General features: G+C 42.3%; 24 protein-coding genes. 6 read left to right on the top strand and 18 right to left on the bottom strand.

Annotation, left to right across the window (positions count from 1 at the left end):
- Positions 1–74: 74 nt before the first annotated feature.
- From AC59IL_RS21970 to AC59IL_RS22020, 11 genes are read right to left on the bottom strand one after another with little or no spacing between them, the layout of a single operon-like run.
- Positions 75–770, bottom strand: a complete 696-nt coding sequence (locus AC59IL_RS21970) for a DUF1361 domain-containing protein (RefSeq protein ID WP_496554347.1) — start codon at positions 768–770, stop codon at positions 75–77.
- A gap of 2 nt (positions 771–772) precedes the next feature.
- A complete protein-coding gene (locus AC59IL_RS21975; protein ID WP_496554348.1) occupies positions 773–1141 on the bottom strand; it encodes a diacylglycerol kinase in 369 nt (122 codons plus the stop codon).
- A 13-nt stretch (positions 1142–1154) separates the two neighbouring features.
- Positions 1155–1565, bottom strand: a complete 411-nt coding sequence (locus AC59IL_RS21980; protein ID WP_496554349.1) for a hypothetical protein — start codon at positions 1563–1565, stop codon at positions 1155–1157.
- 8 nt (positions 1566–1573) lie between these two features.
- Positions 1574–3160, bottom strand: a complete 1587-nt coding sequence (locus tag AC59IL_RS21985) for a DUF4153 domain-containing protein (protein WP_496554350.1) — start codon at positions 3158–3160, stop codon at positions 1574–1576.
- 33 nt (positions 3161–3193) lie between these two features.
- The gene (locus AC59IL_RS21990) at positions 3194–3583 is read right to left on the bottom strand and encodes a hypothetical protein (protein ID WP_496554351.1); all 390 of its coding nucleotides are present in this window, start codon (positions 3581–3583) and stop codon (positions 3194–3196) included.
- Between the two features lie 35 nt (positions 3584–3618).
- The gene (gene xrtN, locus AC59IL_RS21995; protein ID WP_496554352.1) at positions 3619–4974 is read right to left on the bottom strand and encodes an exosortase N; all 1356 of its coding nucleotides are present in this window, start codon (positions 4972–4974) and stop codon (positions 3619–3621) included.
- Positions 4971–7472 carry an XrtN system VIT domain-containing protein gene (locus AC59IL_RS22000; RefSeq protein ID WP_496554353.1) on the bottom strand — a complete coding sequence of 834 codons (2502 nt, stop codon included), beginning with the start codon at positions 7470–7472 and terminating at the stop codon, positions 4971–4973. Before AC59IL_RS22000 ends, xrtN begins: the two co-directional genes overlap by 4 nt.
- 15 nt (positions 7473–7487) lie before the next feature.
- Entirely contained in the window at positions 7488–8894 is a 1407-nt protein-coding gene (locus AC59IL_RS22005; RefSeq protein ID WP_496554354.1) for a B12-binding domain-containing radical SAM protein, read from the bottom strand.
- Positions 8884–9333, bottom strand: a complete 450-nt coding sequence (locus AC59IL_RS22010; RefSeq protein WP_496554355.1) for a hypothetical protein — start codon at positions 9331–9333, stop codon at positions 8884–8886. The genes AC59IL_RS22005 and AC59IL_RS22010 overlap by 11 nt, the downstream gene beginning before the upstream one ends.
- Before the next feature lie 45 nt (positions 9334–9378).
- Positions 9379–9678: a winged helix-turn-helix domain-containing protein gene (locus tag AC59IL_RS22015; protein WP_205509414.1), complete on the bottom strand. Its 300-nt coding sequence runs from the start codon at positions 9676–9678 to the stop codon at positions 9379–9381.
- A gap of 14 nt (positions 9679–9692) precedes the next feature.
- Positions 9693–10346, bottom strand: a complete 654-nt coding sequence (locus tag AC59IL_RS22020; RefSeq protein ID WP_496554356.1) for a hypothetical protein — start codon at positions 10344–10346, stop codon at positions 9693–9695.
- 316 nt (positions 10347–10662) lie between these two features.
- Between AC59IL_RS22020 and AC59IL_RS22025 the strand changes: the two genes are divergently transcribed.
- Entirely contained in the window at positions 10663–13170 is a 2508-nt protein-coding gene (locus AC59IL_RS22025; RefSeq protein ID WP_496554357.1) for a DUF5686 family protein, read from the top strand.
- A gap of 1305 nt (positions 13171–14475) precedes the next feature.
- On the opposite strand, the gene AC59IL_RS22030 is transcribed toward AC59IL_RS22025, so the two are convergent.
- On the bottom strand, positions 14476–14994 hold the full coding sequence (locus AC59IL_RS22030; RefSeq protein WP_496554358.1) for a DUF4399 domain-containing protein: 519 nt from the start codon (positions 14992–14994) through the stop codon (positions 14476–14478).
- Positions 14995–15168: 174 nt separating this feature from the next.
- Positions 15169–16365 (bottom strand): aspartate aminotransferase family protein, encoded by a 1197-nt coding sequence (locus tag AC59IL_RS22035; protein ID WP_496554359.1) that lies wholly within the window; start codon positions 16363–16365, stop codon positions 15169–15171.
- A 229-nt stretch (positions 16366–16594) separates the two neighbouring features.
- On the opposite strand from AC59IL_RS22035, the gene AC59IL_RS22040 reads away from it, so the two are divergent.
- The 3 genes from AC59IL_RS22040 to AC59IL_RS22050 all read left to right on the top strand — a co-directional run bounded on the left by AC59IL_RS22040 (position 16595) and on the right by AC59IL_RS22050 (position 17764).
- Positions 16595–17122 (top strand): gamma carbonic anhydrase family protein, encoded by a 528-nt coding sequence (locus AC59IL_RS22040; RefSeq protein ID WP_496554360.1) that lies wholly within the window; start codon positions 16595–16597, stop codon positions 17120–17122.
- A gap of 76 nt (positions 17123–17198) precedes the next feature.
- Entirely contained in the window at positions 17199–17366 is a 168-nt protein-coding gene (locus AC59IL_RS22045; protein WP_496554361.1) for a hypothetical protein, read from the top strand.
- 65 nt (positions 17367–17431) lie between these two features.
- The gene (locus AC59IL_RS22050; RefSeq protein WP_496554362.1) at positions 17432–17764 is read left to right on the top strand and encodes a DUF3630 family protein; all 333 of its coding nucleotides are present in this window, start codon (positions 17432–17434) and stop codon (positions 17762–17764) included.
- A gap of 101 nt (positions 17765–17865) precedes the next feature.
- Here the strand turns inward: AC59IL_RS22050 and rsgA are convergent, their stop codons facing one another.
- The 5 genes from rsgA to AC59IL_RS22075 all read right to left on the bottom strand — a co-directional run bounded on the left by rsgA (position 17866) and on the right by AC59IL_RS22075 (position 22811).
- Entirely contained in the window at positions 17866–18792 is a 927-nt protein-coding gene (gene rsgA / locus AC59IL_RS22055; protein ID WP_496554363.1) for a ribosome small subunit-dependent GTPase A, read from the bottom strand.
- Between the two features lie 133 nt (positions 18793–18925).
- A complete protein-coding gene (locus AC59IL_RS22060) occupies positions 18926–19933 on the bottom strand; it encodes a vWA domain-containing protein (protein ID WP_496554364.1) in 1008 nt (335 codons plus the stop codon).
- Between the two features lie 3 nt (positions 19934–19936).
- A complete protein-coding gene (locus tag AC59IL_RS22065) occupies positions 19937–20836 on the bottom strand; it encodes a BatD family protein (RefSeq protein WP_496554365.1) in 900 nt (299 codons plus the stop codon).
- Positions 20837–20838: 2 nt separating this feature from the next.
- Entirely contained in the window at positions 20839–21711 is an 873-nt protein-coding gene (locus AC59IL_RS22070) for a DUF58 domain-containing protein (RefSeq protein ID WP_496554366.1), read from the bottom strand.
- Positions 21712–21809: 98 nt separating this feature from the next.
- Entirely contained in the window at positions 21810–22811 is a 1002-nt protein-coding gene (locus AC59IL_RS22075) for an AAA family ATPase (RefSeq protein ID WP_496554367.1), read from the bottom strand.
- Positions 22812–23210: 399 nt separating this feature from the next.
- On the opposite strand from AC59IL_RS22075, the gene AC59IL_RS22080 reads away from it, so the two are divergent.
- Positions 23211–23678, top strand: a complete 468-nt coding sequence (locus AC59IL_RS22080; protein WP_496554368.1) for a lipocalin family protein — start codon at positions 23211–23213, stop codon at positions 23676–23678.
- A 621-nt stretch (positions 23679–24299) separates the two neighbouring features.
- Positions 24300–24746 (top strand): lipocalin-like domain-containing protein, encoded by a 447-nt coding sequence (locus AC59IL_RS22085; RefSeq protein ID WP_496554369.1) that lies wholly within the window; start codon positions 24300–24302, stop codon positions 24744–24746.
- The last annotated feature ends 45 nt before the right edge of the window (positions 24747–24791 follow it).

The raw sequence follows: 24791 nt of genomic DNA on the forward strand, positions 1-24791 counted from the left end.
AAGTAAGGTGCTGTGAGAACACAGCACCGTTTTTGGATAAACCAACCGCTATAGTGGAAGGGTATAGCGGCTTGTTAATGAATAGATTTACTGATGCGTTTTATAGTGAGATAAGCCAGCGTCATGAATACAGAAAAACAGGCCACCATGCCCCAGGCATATTTATATTGCACTGGATGACATAACATTTTCAATATATCTGCAGTAAGCTCAAAAGGATTGGTAACAATGTCCCAGCTATTGAATCGCAGGTATCGGCCGATGTAAACACCCAATGCATTTAACCACATGATAGCATAGATAAACAACCACTCATATTTATCAGATAAAAAGCGCTGTACCATTCTTTCCATTTGACGCACAGACAATATCCCCAGCAATAAACCATTCCACGCGAAAGAAATGATCAGCGCCAGATCGAACCATAGCGGTACATTGTTGTTTTCGCCAAGATGAAACAGGTCGGTAAGAATGTAAAACGAATTGGGAATAAACAACAACCAAACAAACGAAACAGCTGCGAATTTTATCCTGCTGATTGTAGCAGTATTTTGGTGCTGCAACCACGACGACATCATATACGGCAACCATGCCAGAAAAAGATTCCATACCAGCGAAAGAAAAGTAATTCGGCCGGTATAGGCAATACGCGCCAATACCAATACTATACTAAAGCCCATCGATAAGGTAAGCATGCGATCTGTTTCATTGTCAATAACACGAAACCAGAACCAGCGATATACATTGAGTGGTTTACCAATAACTTTCATTGTTAAAAAAATTTAGGAATGAACACTACCGCCCCAACAACCAATGCCGTTATTGCAGCAACCAATACAGCGCCGGCAGCGAGGTCTTTAATAAATTTTACTTCGGGATGTTGCTGAACCGATACAAAATCCATTATCCGTTCAATGCAGGTATTAAACATTTCGGCCACCCAAACAAAGCCAATGGCAAATACCAGCGCCAGCAACTCGGTTTTGGTAACCTTAACCCAAACAGCCAAGGCAAGAACCGCAACGGTAGCCGCAAAATGAAGCCAGGCATTGTGCTCCCTGTAAAAAAAGGAAGCAATACCATCCATGGCAAACCTGAAACTCTTAACCCTCGACCGGATAGAAAACCCCTGCGATTTCATATACTTTACTTTTTTATAACTGTGTATATAATTTACCCAATGATTTGCGGGTGGTGATTACAGCAACCAGCAACGCTGCAATAGTGGTGCCCATTACTGAATAACCCCGCCATTTGAGATGAATAAATTCATCGTTGATTATTTTTGAATAAAGACCATAAAAAAGAATAGTCAACACGATAAGGTAAAATGTAAGCCATGCTGTTCGGGCATTTATACCATATGGCAATATAGTTGATACATTCACCAGCGGAACCATCAATATTAAAACCGGCAGTGTTACAATAAAGCCGCCGAACAGGTACAGGACTGATTTAAAAACCTCAAAAATATCGCCGGTAAATAATGCTCCTACTCCCCAAAAGAAGGCATTCAGAAAAACTGTTTTCGCCCATATTTTAGCACTAACTGATAATGATATCATATCCCTGGCTATTGATGTGTTACAGTAATGAGTCCTCTTTTTTCAAAATATATTTTGGTATAGGCGTCGGAGTAATTCCATGACAACCACGAAAGCTGCTTTTGATCTTTTACAAACTGCTGTTCACGCTGCTTTAACCGTTCAATAAAACAGGAGTCGCAATAATCCAAAGCTTTGTTCTTCGCCAGCGCTTCCAAATCGTTTTGCCTTTTTTGTATCGCTACTATATTGGTATCGATCAGCGGCAATGCTTTATTTGATAAGGATAATAAAAACGGCACATCCAATTCAACGGTATTTTTTCGTTGCAGGTTATAACCGGCAATCAACTCATCCCAATGTATAGTGGTGGCAAGCACCAGAACCACAATAGCAGCCCAGGCGTTTACCCTAAACAAAAAGTAATTTGTTTTTTTTGTTACTATTTTCACAAACACTGTTATTAAACCTATAAGCACCATCAGCAAAAAGAATAAAACGCCGATCCGTTTGTATGCCAGTCCGTGACGAAGAATATAATAATAATCGCGCAGGAAAACCGAACTCACTAAAATGGCATTTTGAATAATCCATGCATATGCGCCATACTTCAGCCATTTATTACGGCGATAAAAATTCAGGTTGCCTTTAAAAAAGAACAGCAATATGGCCATTGCCAATACAATCGAAACAATGAGCAGCTCCGTTCCCTCGTGTACCATTTTATAAACCGGTTCTCCTTCTTTGTAATGAAAATTTAACCACAGAAAATTTACATCAATAATATTAATTGTGAGCAATAATAAATTCAGCAAAACAAGACTTATTATACCGGTGGTGTTTTCGTTTTTTAGGGCCATCGCGCCACTGGCCATTTTGCCCATGATCATTTCAATAAATTGAAAGAAAGGTCTTTCCCTTCTTTTACGCAAGGTGGTACGGGAGCGTTGCAGGCTGTCGTTTAACGTTGCTTCGCGCCGGCTGAAATAATCAATTTTACTTTTGAGCAAAACAGATCCGGTAATTAATAACCCCAATAACAAAAACAAAATCCGTTGCCATGAAAAGAAATCGAAAAAATGGCTAAAGAATACTTCAACCTGCTCCCCTATGCGGCCGGCAATGTCGCTAAAAACATTGTTGGCGCCCAGGTAAATGCAAAAGAACACCACCAACAACACGAACGGAAAAACAGCAAATCGTATAAAGCGTGTTATTGCCCTGCGCTTAATGGCCGGGCCGCGGTTAAACTTTATAGGCTCAACAAACGAAGCCGCCACCATCAATACATTTAATAATACCGAGCCGCCGGCAAACCAGGCCGAACGATGCACGTATTCTGAAAAACCAGCCAGTAACAATAAAGTAGTTACAAATGCAATTTTGCTTAAATCGGTATTATGCACTACCACCATGGCCAAACAAATGATATGCCCTGCAATGAGCCATCTTACTGTTGCATGATGCCTGGCATTCGGATATAAATAGAAAAGCGCTGTTAGTATAAAAAAGTCGAACAGTACGGTATTGATCGCCAGTTTTTCCTGCCAGAAAACAAGGTTAAATAAAACAGCCCCGGCTGTTACCAACATAATTTTAATGAGATCTTTATTCATAGTGTCGTTATTTATCATTTTGATTTACCCAATTTATCCATGACATCCGCTGCAATTTTCTCCTATCATGTAGGCCCCCAATATCAGCAGCAAACCTGCGCTGAATACAACGACTACCAGGTTCTGCCAGCTTTTAACTATTGAAACCCGGCAGTCGATTGCTTCTTTTGTGAACCAGATGGTTAATTTTACTACCAGTAGCGCATTCAGCAGCAGCGCAAGCACAGGCCCGAAAAGAATCAGCAGATTGATATTCCAGCCAAATGATTCATTAATGCCCCAGCTTTCCAATACCGGTTGCATCATATCGAATAAATAGTTCCAGCCAAATGCATACTTTAAAAGCGAAATAAAAATGAACCAGGCGGTTGGAACCGATAGCAACCACCCTGCTAAGGATATTATATTACTACGTGTTTTCATGATGTTGTGTTTTTTGTGAAAAATATGGAAACCGTCTACAGCAAAACCTTCAGCCGGTTATCGTTCAATATGGCTTTTACATCCTGCACCAGTTGATCACTGGTCACTGCAGTTACATTAACTACCGAATACGGTTTTGCACCACGCAATACATCCCAACGCCAGGTTAACTGATCAATGGTTCGTTTGGCGCCATTATCGTACCACCAGGCCGTATATAATTGTTCTTTGCCATGCTGCAACGCAGCGGTATATACCATTAATCCGTTTATTGATTTTTTTTGAACCTTTCTAAACTCATACCCACTCCCCTGCCAGCAGATCATGGGATGATGATCGGCATTATAAAAACCTGGAATGTATTTTATGTATATTAATGATCGGTCACTTCGCAACTTTATAATATCTGCAGTTACCCGTTGCGTTGTATACCCGGCAAGGGTTTTTACTTCAGTCGACACATTATTATACTCATCGTGTTGTATAACCGATACAGTACCCCAGATAGCAATTATCAGTAAAACGCTATGCAGTCCCATAATTTTTGTTTTTGATGTAACAACTTTTGATGCAGGGCGGTCGCTTGTTGTACGGCCACTTTTTACAATCATCCACCGGGTAATAAAAACAGCAGGACCAATTACATAAACCAGCAGGCAAATTATTCCGGTTACATCGTGCATTACAGTACCGGGCAGTATATTGAACCATACCAGCCCAATGATGCGAAAAAGATTGCTTATAACATTCAATACAAAAGCGATAGATAATAAGCTCATTACCTGCCACCATGTTATCTGCCGGTTGTATTTCTTTTGATAAACGGCTATCATTATTACCTGAAGCAGCAACGAGGTAACCAGCATATTCAATCCCATACAGGCAGGGTCTACCGAAAATTCATTGCCATTAAACACGATCATATTGCCTGCAACCGCAGTTTGCTTTCCGGCCCTATTCATCATATTACCGGCCAGGGCTGTTAATTGCAAGCGAACAGGGAAGCTGAATACGGTGGCTGTGAACTGAAATACGGGCGCCATGAAACCGGCAACCAACACCGGCAACAGATTGATTTTACCTAAACAAGTTTCTGCAACAAAAAAACCGGCAAATACAATGGCGAAATATAAAATTGTTTTTACAGGCAGTAACAAACACAAGGCACTGCAACACAAAGCAAGTATGCCATAACGTATAGATTGCTTATGCTGTGGCTGAAAAGCAATAACCATTGGCAGGGTAATAAAGCCCAGTAACACATTCACCGATTGCCAGGCAATGTAAGTATGCAGCGCCAAAAACAGCAGCACCGCATAAGCCAGGCACAACAACACCGCAGGGCGGTTGATAGCTAATTTATTTGCTGGTATTTGCAACGCAGGCATCATGATATAATATTCTTTTTAACAGGATGATATTTCACGGCCAGCGCCACCAGTATAGCAATAATGATCAAAGCCCATTCATGCGGTTCAGGTACTGCCCCCTTCGATTGAAGGGATGCATTTTTTAAACTGTTCCGGCTATCGGTAATATTAAATCGCTCGTAATCCTGTTTTGTTTCCAATACTACCAAACTCGATACAGGGCTTACCACATGCGCTTTTTGGGCTTCGGCTACCAATTCATCATTTTCTGCATTGGCACAGGGCCCCATCTTTTGCATAATGTGGTTATAGGTGAACAACCGCATTAAATGGTCAGGGGCAGCCGAAGGCTGTGTGCAGTCTTTTTGAACAATGGCCACTTCGGCATTATCTATTACTATCTGATTATCGTCTTCAATATCGCGGGCAAAAACCTGGCTTTTGATCAGGCTGTCAAGCTCGGGTATGGTACCATGCTCATATTGAAACAGCCTGTATTCTTTTAGTGTTTTCAGGTAGGGCGAAAGCGTGTTACCAATATTGAACAATTTAATTTTCTTTGCTTCACTCATCGACTTTTTCAATTCATTCATGAACGCACTGCCTTCGAGGTCATTAAAATCCGGAGATGCTTCAGTGCTTTTGCTAACCAGCAATGAGGTAGTGTAATCTTTAATTAAATAAAGCGGGAACAGGCTAAACTGATACTGGTGTAAGGTTTCAAAAAGAGCTGCCTTATTTTCATCACTCAGTTGTATCAGTTCATTGGTATAAACAAATACCTGCTTATTTTTTACCTGGTCATACACACTATCAAACTCTTTTCTTGTCCATGAGCTGTTTACATCGAGGTATATTGTATCGAATACAGCTGTTGATCTTTGTTTCAGATACGGATGCATAGTGTATTGCTTTCCGTCGAAACAAAATGCTTCAGGGCTCAGGGGTTGATCGTTCAGTTCAATATTCCACGAAGCGTCGTATTTGCCGGAGCGATTAAATGACTGACCTCCTTTAGGCATGAATACAGCCGGTGCTATAAAGTTCTGTGGCTGCTGTTCAAATTTTAAAGTAACATCTTCGGTAGTGTGCACTGTTGACGGGCCATCAAAATAAATATTTTCATACATCATCTTACCCATTTGCCGGCTTAGCGGTGCAGTTATTCCCACTTTGAATTTCCGGCTCTCTCCGCCAATTACCGGAAATACGCGTACCGATACGGTATTGCCTTCCTGCCAGTGCAAAACAGATGGATCGCGGCTTTCGCGCCCTACAATAGTTTTGTATGCTTCACCGGCTTTTTGTTTGGTGGTTAATATACTTTTAGCTTCTGCGCCGGCTATCCACAACGACAAAGATGTTACCACGCCCCCTTCGGGTAAATGAAAAGTGTAAATAGCTTCTTCCTGATCATTTCGCCACCCATTATCATGTTGTGCTGCATTCGAAACGGTTATTACCTTTTCGGTATAGGAAACACCAAACTGTGGCCAGATGCGTACATCAGATTTTATATGTTCGGTATATAAATTATCGCCCGACCATAAACGTTCCTGTGCCTGGTGGCGGGAATCGTACATCGATTCGAGTAATTTGATTCGATTTTCTTCAGACAGATTGGTTTTACCCCAAAAAAAAGAAGCGATCATTACCAGCGGGTCGTGCTTTTTTTCTTCACTGAAATTCCTTGATGGCGTTGACCATGAAAACAAATCGAAATCACCTGCTGCGCTATAAACAAGGTCGGTTTTAAGTACCTTTTCTGTAACCCACCCGTGCGGTATTTTTTGCGCTACCGAAACCCAGTACGGCAAATTATTGCCGTCGCTAACAGTCGACTGCCGGTATATTTTATTAACACTACCTGCAACCAGTGTAAATTGAATAACAAACGCCACTATTATTGCAACAGAAACACCCGCACCACCCGCAAAGCTTCGTATGAATTTTTTATCTGTTGCTGTAATTTTTCTATACAGCACAATGGTATATATAAGGAACAATACCGGCACAAAGGAGTGCATTGAAATACCTAAAAAGAAAGAAGCTATGGCGCTAAACCCATATAACGGAGCAAGGTAGCACGACATATACAGGAATGTAACAGCGGCAATACCCAACACAAATGTCATAACATGCTGTAGTCCGCGCGGAAAAGATGCCCAAAAGGCAAAGGCAATATAATTGAGGCAAAGCACAACCTGCAATACAGCAAACCAGGGCACCACTTTTTCAAATACGATCATTTCGCGGTTCAGTGAATAGGCGCTGATCAAAAATAAAATGAGAAATAGAAAAAACGGAAAAAGGCCTTCTCTACCCTTTTTAAGCCGTTTGCTTCCTATTAGCATTATAAAATAAATTACAGTTATAACATAATTCATTATAAATAATCCGAAATAACCGTCTTTAATAGTAGTCCAGAAAGGAACACAATAAAAAACAAGAGAAAGCAGCATTAACAGAACACCTGATATGAACAAGGTATCTTTTGATTTGATTGTATAGAGGCTCATAGTTTTATTTTTCGGTTAAGCGATTGCGGGAAAAGGTTCCAAAGCTTTATCGTGCTTATTATTCGTTTTTACTTTCGACAAAATGGCTTCGAGCAATGGCAGCATTTTATTAAGACCTTGTGTTTTGATAATGAAATTCCACAAGGGTTCAAACTTCTTCCAGCCTCCTGCATACGTAAAATGTTTGATTGTATGTTTTAACAGATCGTGCTGCATGCTTGCCCGGTATATATTTTTCCAGGAATAGAATGACCGGTAAGCGTGGTCGTATCCTTTTTTTAATTCATCGGTACTTAATCCAATGGTTTTATACACTACCTGGCGGGTATCATATAAATCCCAGTTATGATGAAGGATGCGCCCCTGTTTTTCCATAGATTGGTACAGCCGCGTACCAGGATAGGGAGTGAGAATATGAAACGTACTGGTAGTTAACCCGCTTTCAACGGCCCAGTCAACTGTTTTATCGAAAACATTTTTATCATCATCATCTAACCCAAACACAAAACTGCCATTGATCATAATGCCCAATGAATGTAACCGGTTAATGGCTTCGCGATAATCTTTACCGAGGTTTTGCTTTTTATTGCTTTGCGAAAGATTGGCATTGCTGAGCGTTTCGAACCCAATAAACACACTGCGCAAACCAGCTTCGGCAGCTTTTTCGATAAGGTTACCCCGTAAAATGGCATCGATGGTCGAAGCGCCCTGAAACACCCGGTTCATGCCCTTCATGCCTTCAAATAAAGCAGCTGCAAATTTTTGGTTGCCCAGTAAATGATCATCCAGAAAATAAAGGTGTTTGCCGGGCAAACGATCTATTTCGGCCAAAGCCGCATCAACCTGTTGCGTGTAAAAAGATTTACCGCCTTCGAAAAAAGCATCTTTATAACAAAAATCACAATGATGGGGGCAGCCTCTTGAAACTACGATCGAGTTAGGCACCAGGTATAAATGACGTTTGATCAAATCGCGGCGTATCGGCGGAATATCAGCAATCGTACGTTTTGCGTTTACATAAATTTCCCTTGGCGTTTTATTTCTGAAATCTTTTAAAAACTCAGGAAATATATCTTCACCAGGCCCTATGAAAATGCTGTCGGCATGAGGCGCCGCTTCATCGGGTAAAGAAGAAACATGCAACCCTCCCAGGCACACATGAGCGCCTTTCTTCCGGTAGTGATCGGCCAGTTTATATGCGCGAAATGCATTGGTTATATACACCTGAATAACTACCAGGTCAGGGGTATCGTTAATCTGCAATTCTTCAATATGTTCATCCTGCAGGTCAATTTCATCATCAGGCGAGCAGTATGCAGCCAGTGTAGCGAGCCCTAATGGCGGAAACAATGAATACTTTATGGGTCGCCAGTAAGGACTTTTTGCTTCGGTAAGCGCAGGCAAAATCATTTTAATTTTCATAAACGGTAGTTGAATGTTGATGAAATTCGCTTCCTGCTTTTAACAGTGGTTTATATTGAGCGCCTATGGCAATAATGGCCGATAAGACCGCAAAACACAACAACGGTCGCGATTCAACATTTCCGGCTCCAAACAGCACACAAAAAGCAACGAACACTATTGCTGTAAGCACAACCCCGCTCAATAAAACCATCCGGAACAGCCATAACCCTTTCGCGTCGGCAGCTATGCATCTGTTAATGATGATGAGTAAAATCACAATAACCGGAAAGGAAAAAGTGGCGCCCAGGGCAGCGAACGTTATTAAAAAATCAAATGACCGATAGACTTTGGATATTGAATCGAGCAAATAAAACGTGCCCATCAATGCGTTGGCAGCTATTGCAATGAACCAGATTTTAATGGCGATCCACAACTGATCAATAAAAGATGTTTTCATATTTAAAAAGTGCTTTGTATTTCAAAGTGTAAGGGCAAAAAAAAATCACTTCATTCCTTTGATCATATTTTCCAAAGCCTCAATATGATCTTTAAATGCCTTTTCTCCTGCCCGGGTAATTGAATAGGTAGTGTTTGTTTTACGGCCAATAAATCCTTTGTGTACTTTAATGTATCCATTTTCTTCAAGATTTACCATGTGCGATGCCAGATTGCCATCGGTTACATCGAGCATTTTCTTCAGGTCATTAAAACTCACTTCCTCATTCACAATAAGAATACTCATTACTCCCATGCGAATGCGGCTATCAAAAATTTTATTAAGATTTTCAATCGGGTTCTTCATGTTGTTAAAAATTTCTAACTCTTCCGTTCATACTTCCACCACATCACTATGCCATACACAATATGCAATATGCCAAATCCGGCGGCCCAAAAATACAATCCGTCGCCGGGCACCCACAGATTAATTATTCCCAATGCCAGCTGCCCGTAACCGAGGTATCTTATTTCGCCTAATGTGTATTTCGAAGCATTTACGAGCGCCAGACCGTAAAAGATCAAACATCCGGGAGCAACAAATTCAAAATATCCCTGCTGCATGGCCCGCAAAATAACCAGTCCGCCTATAACCATCGGCAGTATGGTATTCCAGGCCAGACGCTGTACAGTACGGTCCCACATAGGTGTACCATTGCGCCTGCTGCGAATCCAGGTAAACAAAAATGCCGAAATAAAAGCCGTTGCAAAAGTAATTGCGGCGATCATCCACAGATCATTCAACAGCGACAGTGCATTATCATTTAACGAATGAACTTCACCCCGGTAATAGCTGCCGCCCTGGCGTGATAGTATATAACTGTGAATACGTTGATGTGCCACCCATGCGCCCACGAGGGCACATATGCCCGCACTGATCCCACTCCATCCACTGAGTGAAATAAAGCGCGACGATCGCTCCATCATACGTTTAATGTCCTGCAGGGTTTCCAGCGGGGGATGTTGGCTATCCATAAAAAGCACTTTGTAAAACAAAGTAAGCAGGGATTTTTGACATTTCCAAGCTTTTGCTGTTTGATTCGAAAAATATTTTTGTAAAAAACAGCTAAAAAGCAGCAACGTTTAATAAAAAATGCTGTCTAAGAGGCAGTTTACACTTATTTTTAACGCTGTTCAATTATCACGATAACAATAATAAGCGTTTAAGTGATGCTTTGAAACTATGAGGCGCCCTCTTTGCCGGGACATAGATTCCTTTCATCGTTTTTAACAAAATGCTTTTCTTTCTGTTATTGTATTTTTGGCGGATAATCAAACCGACCTTATACGAATGCCTATTAGACCCGTAAAACTCCTGCTGTTCCTTTTATTTGCCCAATCTGTAATGGGGCAAACTAAGGTGCTGAAAGGAATTATTAAAGATGCACATAGCGACGAGCGGATCCCCTTTGCCTCCATGCAATTCCAGGCACAAAAAACAGGCAAACTCAGTGATTCAGCAGGAACTTTTATTTTTCATTTTAATGAATGGCCTAAAGATACGCTGGTTATTTCCTATGTAGGTTATCAGGATTTTAAACTACCAATCGATAGTTTTTTGCTGGCGAAAGTAAAAAACAACGTAGTCGACATCAGCATTCTCATGGAACGCGGCAAATTTGAAGCGGTGATAGTAAAAAGAAAAATCGACCGTGGTTTGCTGATGTGGAAACGCATCGTTAAGCATAAACCCCAAAACGACCGGTACCGCTTTCGCAATTTCTCGTACGAGCTTTACAATAAACTGGAAGTAGACATCAAGAATATTAAACGGGAAAAATGGGAGAACCTGCCCTTTATTCGCAAGTTTAATTTTGTTCTCAACAATATCGATACTACCGAAGAAGGGGTTCCCTACTTACCCGTTTACCTTACCGAAGCCATCAGTGATTATTATTATCAGAAGTCGCCTTTGCGCCGCCGCGAAGTGTTCAAAGGAACAAAAACATTGGGGGTAAATAACGAAAGTGTTTCAAAACTGCTTGGCGGCATCGACCAGAATGTAAACTTCTACAGCAATTTTATTCCGGTATTCGATAAACAGTTTGTAAGCCCTATCAGTGATAACGGCGATGCCTTTTACAATTATAAAGTGCTCGACACCCAATTTGTAAACGGCCGCAGAATGATCCACTTCTTTTTTATTCCAAAACATAAAGGCCAAAATACTTTTGAAGGCGATTGCTGGGTGCACGACACCACCTTCGCCATTCAAAAAATGAACCTGCGGTTAAATAAAGAAGCCAATCTGAACTACGTTAACCGGCTAAGCCTTATTCAGGAGTTCAGTATGCTGAACGACAGCACCTGGTTTTTAACCAGAGATAAATTCGTAGTTGATCTTTCGTTATTATCAGGCGAAAAATTATTATCGGCTATCGGCCGCAAAACCACCACCTACCGCGATATTGAGGTAAACGATACGTCGGTAACCAATCAACTGGCAAAGAATAAACTGATAGAAGAAACCATTTATCCGCCACAGGCACATAACCCACCCGATTCTTTTTGGGTCGCAAACCGTCATGAAGAGTTAAGTTATTCCGAAAAAAAGCTATATCAAACGATAGATACCCTGCTAAAACTGCCCGCTTTTCAGCGCGCCGTAAAAACAGTTAACTTTCTTGCTACAGGTTATCTCGACATAGGCAATTTCGAGATCGGCCCCTGGTACAACTGGATTTACGCTAATACGTTAGAAGGAACGCGTTTGAGATGGGATTTGGGCACCAATAGCAACTTCAGCAAAAAATATATCTTCCATGGTTATGTTGCTTATGGTACCAAAGACCAGCAATTCAAATATGAAGGCGATGCCATGTACCTTTTTAGCAAAAACCCGCGCTCGTACATCTTTGCCAAGTATTCGAAAGACATAGATTACGGGCAGAATTATCTTGATGAAGTAAGCCAGGACAACATTTTTGCCCTTGCTGTTCGAAAGAACGGGGTGCCTATTAAGTTTTTGAAAACCGAGTTAATGCAAATGGACCTTTTTAAAGAATGGCATTCGGGTTTATCGGTAACCCTGAGCGGTGTTCGAAAAATATACAATCCTTTGCTTAATCTGCCCGACAAAGAAATTTTCCTCAATAGCAACGACGGCACCAAGCCGTTGAATACATTTGAAGCATCGGTTCAGGTGCGCTTTGCCTACCTGGAAAAATTTTTAGAAAGTACTTTTTACCGGTACAGCATAGGCAGCGATTACCCGATACTGTCATTTAAGTATACACGAGGCATGAAAGGTGTGCTCCAAAGCCATTACGATTACAGTAAGATCAGCGGAAGCGTTTCGGACTATTTAAAAATTTCTCCATACGGAAATTTATACTACAATGTATTTGCCGGCCGCACTTTTGGTACGCTGCCCTTTATGATGCTGGATGTAGCGCCGGGCAATGAAATTTATTACTATAACAAGTATGCCTATAGCTTAATGAACCGTTGGCAGTATCTGCACGACCGGTATGCCGGTTTTAATTTCGAGCATAATATAGGTGTGGGGTTGTTCCGTTTTATACCCCTTACCCGTAAATTAAAATTCCGCCAGTTTTATACTGTGAAGGGGTTGTGGGGTAGCCTGAGCCAGGAGAATGCAGCATTAAATATGCCGGCAGGTTCAACTTACAAATTCGAATCGCTCGATGGCAAAACTTACCTCGAAGTAGGTACCGGTGTAGACAATATCTTTAAAGTATTGCGATTTGATTTTGTATGGAGAGTATTGCCGCAACCGTTGCCCGAAACAAAATCGCAACGATTTGGTGTATTTGGCAGCTTTAGACTGCAGTTTTAAGGATGCAGAACGCAAAACGCTGAATGCTGAACGCAAAACGAAAAACGCTTAATGCTGAACGCTTAGCGCAAAACACTGAATGCAAAACGCATAATGCTCAAGGGCTTACTATAAAACGAAGATCCCGCCTTGCGGCGGGATTTTCACTTACACAGTAGCCAGGGGGAGTTGAGCATTCATTAAACCAGAAACCGGGCGCTATAGCGAATTATTGAAATCAGATATTGAGTTCTATGATTCTTCTTCTCACAAAGCAGTTTTAAAAAAGCAGGAACCAGAGAACTGGTTCCTGGTAAAGTGTAATTTGCGATACTTCACAAAGAAAAGAACTACTAACAATCAGCCACAAGCCGCCGAAACTCAGGGGTAATTTCAAAAAGCGAAATTGTAACTAACTGTCACTACTATAAACAGACGGATGATGCCATTGTACTAAATGACCCCCAAATTTTTTTTTAAAAGGGGATTAAAGACGGGAGGTTGGGAGGTTGGGAGGTTGGGAAGTCGGAAAGTCCGGAAGACAGAAAGTCCGAAAGAAGTACCGGGTTTTCCCACTGTCTTTCGGACTTTCCGACTTTTCTGACTTTCGGACTTACGGACTTCTTTAAAATAAAAAGGGCGATTAGAAAATCGCCCCGCAGGTCATGCCCTCAAAGCTATTGCATAGACCTTGTTTAACTATCTCAAAAATATTATACAGATCAATAACTAAATAATTTTTTAGACGAGTAGCAATATTTTAACATAAACGTCAGAAAATTCAGCTTATTCTGAATAATTTCTATTTTTTGTGTATTAAAGACACTTTAATGTCAGATTGCGCCGTGCAATACGCAATTGACAAAAAAGTTTTATAGCTAAGGGCCGTATTTGTCAATTCTTTGCCTGCGATAACTATCGTGATGTGCATTGGCCCTCAGCGAGGTCTGTGGCCTTGCGTTGCCTGATGCAACGCAACTGTACGTTGCGCAGGTGCATGCGTCAGAGCTTCAGCTGGAAAAACGGTGGCGCGGGGCGCAGCAGAAGGTAGGGCGGTTGCGTGAATTTCTCTGCACCAGGCTTCAGCTCCGGAGCACGGTGGCGCAAGATGCAACAGACAGATCAAAATACTGACTCGTGAATTTCTCAGCACAAGTGCTTCAGCGAATAATGGCAGTACAATGCGATAGACATGTTAAGAGTTGTTCGTAGAAATTTTCCCGGACAAATAAAAAGAAAATGTACGACTACCTGTTTTCTCAGGTACCCACAAAAAAAGAGTCCCGCCGAGGCGGGACTCTCCTTTGATCCATTGCTAATATGGAATTATTTCTGAACTGTTACCGTAACAGAAGAAGCGAGCCTGCCTCCGTATGAACGATGAATACCATCGGCATACTGCAGGGTAATTCTGTGTTCGCCGGGTGTTAACTTTAATTCGGCTTCTTTTTGTGCATTACCAAAATGCAGATGGGTAGAATCTTTCGGAACTACCGTACCTGCAGTCAGCGAATCGCCTGCATCGATAAGAATATGATGATGGCCCGAAGCAGGTCTGAGTACACCCGCTGAATCAAGGGCAATACCTTTTACTCCCATTTGCACTTTAAAGGGAGATTTTATTTTTTGTCCGTTTTTAAGGTTAACAAAAAATACTTTGGCGCTATCAGGGATAGCCGGCAGTGGTTCAACCGCTTTTGAAGCTTCAGCCATATGGTGGTCGTGCATGGTATCGGCCGAAGCTGCAGCTGCAGTATCGGTTTTAGTACCTTCTTTTTTGGCTCCGCCATCGTTGCAGGCCATTAAACCGACAAACAGAAAAGGAATAAGAGCAGTTTTACGCATAGCATATTTTTGAGGTGAATAAATATCAGTTTTGCTCAGGTTGGCAAATTTAAAGGTATATAATTGATATTTAGGTCATTTGCAGAGCGTTAACATTAGAAGGAGGGTCACCCTTCGACCCGCCAATAGCCGGGCAGGCTTCGCTCAGTTTTTGGAAAGATCCTTCGACTACGCTCAGGACGCTCCCCCCTCAATTTCGCTCAGGGCACTCAGAATCACCCGTATGGCCTTTTTTATTTCTTTTTGGGTAATGGTCAGGGGTGGTGCAATGCGCAAACACTGCGGAGCAAACAAAAACCAGTCGGTAAGCAGGCCCTGCTGCAAACAGGCATCGATCACTTTTTTATTGGTTTCGAAGCTGTCGAACTCAACAGCAATCAGCAGTCCGCTGGCCCGCACAGCTTTGATAGCCGGATGACGCAAGCCTTCATAAAACAGCTCACTTTTTTCTGTCACCCGATCGGCCAGTTTTTCTTTTACCAGCACTTTAAACGCGGCCAGCCCCGCCGCACAACAAACAGGGTGCCCGCCAAAAGTAGTAATGTGGCCCAATACCGGGTTTTCGGTAAATGCATTCATCAATTTTTTATCGGCTATAAAAGCGCCCAGGGGCATGCCGCCGCCCAGGGCTTTGCCCATCAGCACTATATCGGGCACCACCGCAAACTGTTCAAATCCCCACAACGAGCCGGTGCGACCAAAACCGGTTTGAATTTCATCGAGAACCAGCAGTGCGCCTGCATCCCTGCATTTTCTTTGCAGGGCAAGCATCCACTCAACCGAAGGCGCAAATACCCCCCGTTCGCCCTGTATGGTTTCGGCAATTACACAAGCCGTTTGACCGGTTATTTCGTTCAGCGATTCAAAAGAATTGTACTCAAGGTGCAATACATCGGGCAACAGCGGTCGGTAGGCATTGCGCCAGTATTCATCGCCCATAATGCTTAAAGCGCCCTGTGTTGAACCATGGTAACTTTTATTAAAAGCAATGATCTGCGTGCGGCCGGTAACCCGTTTGGCCAGTTTCATGGCCCCCTCGGTAGCTTCGGCGCCCGAATTGGTAAAATATACCGAATTAAGCGAGGCCGGTAAATGATCGGTAAGCCATTTGGCATATTGCACCTGTGGCGTTTCGATCATTTCGCCATAAACCAGCAGGTGCATGTAGTCATCTACCTGTTTTTTGATTGCTTTTACCACTTTGGGATGCCGGTGCCCCACATTACACACGCTGATACCAGCAATGAGATCGAGGTATTTTTTGCCAGCCGCATCGTACAGGATGCAACCTTTGGCTTTAACGATCTCTAACCCCAACGGAGCGGGGGAAGTTTGGGCCACATGCCTGAGAAATAATTCACGCTGATTCATCGGTGGCAAAGGTGTTGAAAAATAGTTGAATGGTTGAAAAGTTGATCAGGTAAAAAGCAGATCGGTTGAAAAGTTTACAGGCAAAAAGGTATATAAGTCCTCTGTTGGCAGATGGCTTATCTTTGCTGATATATCGATGATCAGCAAACAGAAAGCCGAAGGGTGCGACGCAAGGGACGAAACATAGTAGTGCAACAGCCGAAAACATAAAAAATTAAAATAAACGATTATGCCTATCATTTTACATGTTGAAGGAGTATATCCCACATTTGGAAATAATTGTTTTATTGCTCCGAATGCTACCATTGTTGGCGATGTAGTAGCGGGCGACGACTGCAGCTTTTGGTTCAATGCGGTTGTGCGCGGCGATGTAAACAGCATACGCATGGGAAATAAAGTGAATGTGCAGGATGGCGCTGTAATACACTGCACCTATAAACGCACCCAAACCGTTATTGGCAACAACGTTTCTATCGGCCATAATGCGATTGTTCATGGCTGTACTATCGAAGATAACGTGCTGGTGGGCATGGGCGCCATCATTATGGACCGTGCGCACATCGGCAGCAACTCCATTATCGCGGCCGGGGCGGTTGTAACAGAAGAAACCGTTGTGCCGCCGGGCACCATTTTCGCCGGAGTACCCGCTAAAAAGGTGAAAGACATCGTTGTATCGCAAATTCACGGGGAAATTGACCGCATTGCCAATAATTACGTAAAATACGCCGATTGGTTCCGTGATCAGGTAACCGAATAAATTGATCAAAGACTATTGCAATTGCGGTATAATATTTTTAGATTTAAGAGCGTTTTACCCTTTGAAATCAACGCGTATGAAATTTGTTCGAACAATCCTGTTTTTTTTGGCCATTGCTACCTATGTTCTTTGTGGCAGTTCATGCAGTCCGAAATACGGCTGCCCGAGCAATGGCAAAAATGTGGGAGCAGAGCGTATACTGAGTGGTGAAAAGGTTCCAAAGGCAAGAAAATTCAGATCGTAATTCCCTGGATAACCCTGTTGAACCGACCGTTCAACAATTATTCATATACCCCAAAACCGTACTTTATGAGCCTGACCTTACGCACCGATTTTGGTTGCACCGAGGCCATCATTGATGATGACTGCGGCCTGAAACGCTTTTATGAAGTTGCGAACATCCTCATCGACGACCTGAAAATCAGGTTTACCAACAAACAGGACGATTTCGATACGCTAACGTGGAACTTCACTTACAAAGGTCATATTCTAACAATTCAATACAACATTTACACGGGCATATCAATTTATCCTTATAAGTTCCGCGAAGCTCCCCGAAAAGACAACGACGCCGTAATTGAAGTGGCTAAGTTTTTAGAGAACAAGCTGCTGGTGAATCATGCCAGGCGATACATATCGTAAATGGAAAATGTTAAATGAAGAATTTAAAATGAAAAAGTATAAAAATCCGCCCCTGGGGTTCAACTTTCTCATTCTTTATTTTTCATTTCTAATTTCACATTTCAATAGTTCTTATCATCAATCGAGTCAAGAATATTGCAGTAGCTGATATACCGGTCAACATTAACTGAACCTTCTTCCAATGCATTTTTTACCGCGCAGCCGGGTTCATTAATATGTAAACAATTATTGAACTGGCATTCGTTAATCAGTTTCGCCATTTCGGGAAAGTAATGCGATAATTCCTGGCGGCTGATATCAACCAGTCCGAATTCGCGCATACCCGGCGTGTCGATCACTTTGCCACCAACCGGAAGGTCGAACATTTCGGCAAAGGTGGTGGTGTGCAGTCCTTTGCCGCTCCACCCGCTTACATCCTGTGTTTTTAACTGCAGTTCAGGAAATATATAATTTATAAAAGAAGATTTGCCTACGCCTGAATGGCCGCTTAACAAGGTGGTTTTACCTTTCAATAAAGCGCGCACATCTTCGACCCCCTCGCCGGTTTTAATCGACATCAGTACAATTTTATACCCGATGGCAGTGTACACTTCTTTCAGTGTATTATACTTTTCCTGCTCTTTATTTTTATACAGATCTGCCTTATTAAATACAACGATGGCGGGTATGTGATAGGCTTCGCAGGTAACCAGAAAGCGATCGATAAAGCCCTGCGATGTTTTGGGTTCTTTCAGCGTAGCAAATAATAACGACTGATCGAGATTAGCGGCTACAATATGGTGGTGTTTTTTGTGTGCCGGCGATTGCCGGTTGATATAATTCCGGCGCGGATGAATTTCGGTTATGATGGCGGTATTGGCTGTTTCACTTTCAACATCGATATCAACCTCGTCGCCTACGGCAATAGGATTGGTGCTGGTGATATCATCAATTTTGAAAACACCCTTTATACGGGCGCTCATGCTGTTGCCTGCCTCAGTTTTTATATTGTACCAGCTTCCGGTTGACCTGTAAACGATTGCTTTCATTGTCGTCAAATGTACGCCACAGATTTTTAATTATGATGCCACAGATGCACCCGCCTTCGGCGGGTATTAGGTTGCCAAGCAACGCTTTATTAATACCATCCGTGTTCGCCGAAGGCGGAAATCTGTGGTATCCTTACGGAAACTTTTTAAATAACGTATATCGCAAAAATATCTCAGCCATCAGCAATACAGCTGCAGCAAAAGCAAAGGGAAAGAAACGCTCGGTGTAGCGTTTGAGCGAAGTAACTTCTATTCTTGATTTTTCGAGCTTATCTATTTCAGAATAAATTCTTTTCAGGCTTTCGTTATCACGCGCCCTGAAATACAGTCCGCCGGTTTCTTCAGCAATCATGCGCAACAACTTTTCATCAATATTCACTTTCTGCTGGCGGGTGGTGGTGCCGCCGGCGCCATCGGGAACAGGTACCGGTGCATATCCTTCAGTTCCTACACCAATTGTATACACCCGTATGCCATATGCTTTAGCCAGTTCCTTACCAGCCAACGGATCGATACGCCCGCCCTGGTCTTCACCATCTGTAAGCAAAATGATCACTTTCGATTTTGTTTTAACGCTTTTGAGGCGGTCAACGCTTACGCCAAGCCCATCGCCAATGGCCGTACCATCTTCGAGCAGTCCGCGCTGAATATTAAATATCTGGGTTTTTAATACAGCCTTGTCGGTTGTAAGCGGAACAAGGGTAAAACTTTCACCCGAAAAAATTACAACGCCAATACGATCGGTAGGACGCAGATCAACAAACGCTGCAGCCATTTGCTTGGAGGCTTCCAAACGATCGGGCAAAAAATCCTGCGCAAGCATGCTACCGCTTACATCCAAACATAATACAATGTCGATCCCCTGCCCGTTCTTCAGTTCTTCGTCGTTACGCGTTTGCGGCCGGGCCATGGCCATAATAATACTGCTTACGGCCAGTAACCGTATTGCAAAAGGCACATGGCGGAAGGTGCTCTTCCACGAATTGTTTTTACGAAAAACAGCCAGCGAAGAAACTTTTATCGTTGCCTGTTGACGGGCATACCGGTTAACATACCAATACAGCATTGCCGGTATCAGAATAAACAATCCTAATAATTCAGGATAAGCAAATGTTATATTTTCAAACCAGTTGTACAGCAAGGGTTAGTTGATATTATTTAGTGTTTTGATAGCCGATTCAATAACGGCAAAATTCCTTTCATTATCTTTTTCATCGGGCAGGTAACGGGCAAACTTTACAAAGTCTGCAATCTGCAAAGCAGTTACCAGCTGATTAAAACTGTCTTTATCCATCGACACCTGGCGCAATTGCGTAACCAGTTCATCGTTCGTTTTTTCTAACGTTGCTATTTTCAGCTTGCGAAATATAAATACACGCAGAATATCATTTAATCGGCTGTAATATGTTTTTATTTCACCATTCTGCGCCCAGCCCTGCTTACGCAGATCGTGCAATGCCTGCAGCGCTTCTTCGTAAGGCCCCAGCTTTGGCTCTTCGGGTTTTGTAACAACCACTTTCTTTGGCCGCTTCAGCAGGTATACAATAACCCCAAAGGCAATTAAGGTCACCACCCCCAGTATCCAGGGAATCCAGGCCATCCAGGCGGGTTTGGCCACTTCTTCTATTTCCTTGATATCGCGATAATCTTTCGATATATCAAGCGGCGAATAGCCAACCTCAACCGGTATTGAATCGGTAACATATGGCTTGTCGCCAACTTTTACCGTCATAGCCGGAATTACCACAGTACCCGAATCAAAGCTGGTAATGGTAAGCACCTGTTGAAACTGTTTGCCATCGATATTATCGGAGGTATCGATTTTTCCTTTATCGATAAATTCAAAATGCGGAATGGTATCAAGGGTAAACCAGGTAAGTGATTTGCCAAGTGGTATATGTACTTCGAGGGTTAGCTTAATGGGTTCACCAATCAGGATCTGGTCGCGGTCGACCGATGCTTTGCCCAGCACCTGGCCATGCATCAAAACCGGACTGATGATTAAACAGCCTGCAAGAATAATATGATGGATTCGATTTTTCATAGTTACCGGTTACGCCCGATAAAGAATTTTTGTAACACCTTAACGTAATCTTCACCGGTGCGTAAATGCAGCAGGTCGCAGCCTGCCCGAACAAAAATATTTTTACAATAATTGGTATGATTAAAAAATGCGGCCTCGTGTTGTTGCCTTACCAGGTAATCGCTGCTATCGATATACATGCGGGCGCCTGTTTCGGCATCTTCAATTTCCAATAAACCGGCATCGGGCAAATGCATATCCATTTTATCGTACACCTTAATGCCTACTACATCATGTTTTTTGCCGGCCACCTTTAACCCGTCTTCAAAATCATTATCCAAAAAATCGCTCAGCAAAAAAACAATACTGCTTTGGCGAACGGTATTATTTAACCGTTGTAAAGCCTGGCCCAGCCGGGTGCCTTTTTGTTTGGGTTGCCAGGTAAGCAGCTCACGAACTATGTACAACACATGGTCACGGCCTTTTTTCGGCGGAATGAACTTTTCGATCACATCGCTGAAAAAAAGCACGCCCACTTTATCATTATTGCTGATAGCCGAAAATGCCAGTACGGCGCCCACTTCGGTGATCAGGTCTTTTTTACGGGCCTGTGAAGTACCGAATAACGAACTGGCGCTAACATCGATCAGCAGCATTACCGATAATTCGCGTTCTTCTTCAAATACTTTACTGAAAGGATGGTTAAAGCGGGCCGATACATTCCAGTCGATAAACCGGATGTCGTCGCCGGCGTGGTATTCGCGCACTTCTTTAAACAACATACCCCGGCCTTTAAAAGCACTGTGGTACTCGCCCGTAAACAAATGGCGGGTGAGCTTTTTGCTTTTGATTTCGAGCTCGCGAACTTTTTTTATTATTTCAGCGGTTGTTAGCATAATGAATGGGCAATGGGCAATGTACAATAGGCAATTGACAATTGGCAATTTAGCATTTATTAATATTTGCCTATTGCCTGTTGCTTATTGCCAATTGGTTAAGGTACCTGTATAACGCGCAAAATATCGTCGATAATATTCTCAACATTTACATTCTCAGCCTCGGCTTCGTAGGTTAAACCAAGACGATGGCGTAATACATCTTTTGAAATACTGCGTACATCTTCAGGAATAACAAAACCGCGTTTATTTAAAAAGGCATGTCCTTTGGCTGCGAGGGCCAGGTTAATGCTGGCGCGGGGCGAACCACCATAGGCGATCAGCGGTTTTAATTTTTCGAGCCTGTACTTTTCGGGGTAACGGGTAGCAAAAACAATATCGAGGATGTAATTTTCAACTTTTTCATCCATATAAATTTGTCGCGCCAGATCCCTTGCCTGCAGTACTTCCTGCATCGACACCACACGGCCTACTTCGGGCGATTTCATACTCTGTACATTCTGGCGGATGATAATCTGTTCTTCCTGCTTGGTAGGATAGTCAATTATCACCTTCATTATAAAGCGGTCCTGCTGCGCTTCGGGCAGCGGGTAAGTACCCTCCTGCTCGAGCGGATTTTGCGTAGCCAGTACCAGAAACGGCTCGTCAAGTTTATAGGAGGTGTCACCAATGGTAACCTGCCGTTCCTGCATCGCTTCGAGCAGGGCGCTTTGCACTTTGGCCGGGGCGCGGTTAATTTCATCGGCCAATATAAAATTGGCGAAAATGGGGCCGCGGCGAACCACAAACTCATTTTTTTGCTGGTTATAGATCATAGTACCGATTACGTCGGCAGGTAAAAGATCGGGCGTAAACTGTATTCGGCTGAATTTGGCGTGAATAGCCTGTGCCAGCGATTTTATTGCCAGGGTTTTAGCCAAACCCGGCACACCTTCGAGCAAAACGTGACCATTACTAAGCAGACCAATCAGCAGTCGGTCGAGCATATGATGCTGACCTATAATAACCCTGGCGGTTTCGTCGCGGAGCCGGTCGATAAAAGCACTCTGATATTGAATTTTATCATTGAGCTGCCGGATATCATCTGCTGTCAATAGCATAATCGGGGTTTAGATATGAATGATTGATAATCAGATACGAAAAATACGTGAAAGCCTTTGCAAGATGCTTGCCAACTTGTAAAAACAACACTAAAATCAATAAAAATAAACTATGTTCCCAACGCACAATAAACGGGCAATATGTTAGTTATGGTAATATTACGATTTACTCTGCCCCAAAAGACACCAACACGGAACAAAATTTGCTCTATTAGCTGAATTTTTATGCAGCGTATTATCAGGTGCCGCAGTCACAGATACATATTGCAGATAATATGCCCGACATTTTTTCTGTTCAGATTAGTAGTATCCGCTTTCCTTGATACGCCCTGTAATTAATAGTAAAACCTTTGAACCGGCTGTAATGCACCGGGTCAAATTAAAATAAAAACTATGCAGATGATAAAGTATGCTTTCGTTGTGCTGTTAATTGGTTTTGTAGTGTTTAGCTGTCAAAAAGATAAAGCCAAAGACGACAATAGTCAAAACAATAACCAATTAATTACCAGTGCGTCATGGAAGTATGATACCGTTACTATAGACTATGATAAAGATGGAAAACCCGATGCTCCGGGAACTGCTTATATAAATGCCTGTGACAGGGATAATATTATCACGTTTAAATCTGACAGTACCGGAACAGTAGATGAAGGACCCTCTAAATGTAATTCATCTGATCCGCAAACCACCAGCTTTAAATGGTGGTTCAAAAACTCAACCACTTTAACAACGCCCGATCCCATTTTTGCCGGCCAAAGCGGTGATGCAAAAGTTACCGTACTTACCAGCACAAAACTGGAACTACAAAAAGAAGTTGCGGCTCCACCACTGGGAACAGTAAATGTAATAGTCGATCTTAAGCATTGAGAAGATAAATTGTATTATAAAACAAGAGCCTCCTGCAGCACAGGAGGCTCTTTAATTTTTTCTTTTTAATAAAGGTGTACAGGACATTTGTTGTTTTAGGTATGCAGGCAGGTACACCGCTACGTTATTTAGCGTGAATAATTTATTGAATGCTAATCTATAACAAGCGTTGACCGCAATGCTTATGTGCAAAATACACGTCCCAGGCCTAACTTATCCAGTAATTTCATTTATCCCCAAATACCACAAAAAACAATCGCTTACACAATAAAGTCATCAGAATGTAGTTTATTTGCGAGTTCGAAGAAATGCACCAAAAACCGACCATTATGTATAGCCCTTTTACCAAAACGCTTACCCTATTATCTACAGCGTTTATAACTGCCTGTAAACAAAACACAGGCAGATCCCCAAGTAATATAAAACCTCCGTTGCAACCGATACTACAGGATTAATCAGTTAAGACTATCAGGCGTAAGGAAAAATAAAAAACAGTGTAAGCGCTATAAGCACTTATAAATAAGAGCTATTGGCCTGCACGAAATGTTTTAAAAAAAACGACCAGGTTGTACGTTTTTTTAAAGGAATAAATCAATGCACGTTTAACCAAAAACAATCAATATGTACAGAGCATTTACAAAAACCCTTGCATTAGTAGTATTAACAGCCGCCGCTTTAACCGCTTGTAAAAAAGATAAGGAAGAAAGCTTAGCTGTTACAAAAGAGAACCTTGCAGCTACTTACACTCTTTCTACTGTAACAATTAAAGCCACCAGCGTTCCTGAACAGGATATCACCAAGGATTATGTTGAAGCATGCGCAAAAGATGATCAGATTATTCTTAAAGCAGATGGCAGCTATCAATATAAGGACCTCGGTACCCACTGCGATCCCAACGGAGATGAAACCGGTACATTTACACTTTCAGGTTCAACCCTTACAATTGTAACTACTCAGCAAACTGAAGAGATGATTGTAAAATCACTTTCAAATAAAAAGCTTGTTGTGGAAGAGTCAGGCGACTATGGCGGAACGACTGTTACATTTACATCTACATTCAGCAGATAATAATTGAATTTCATCACTTTGCTTTATAAAAAAGGCTGCCATCAC

The organism is Niastella sp. sgz303648 (assembly GCF_059587045.1).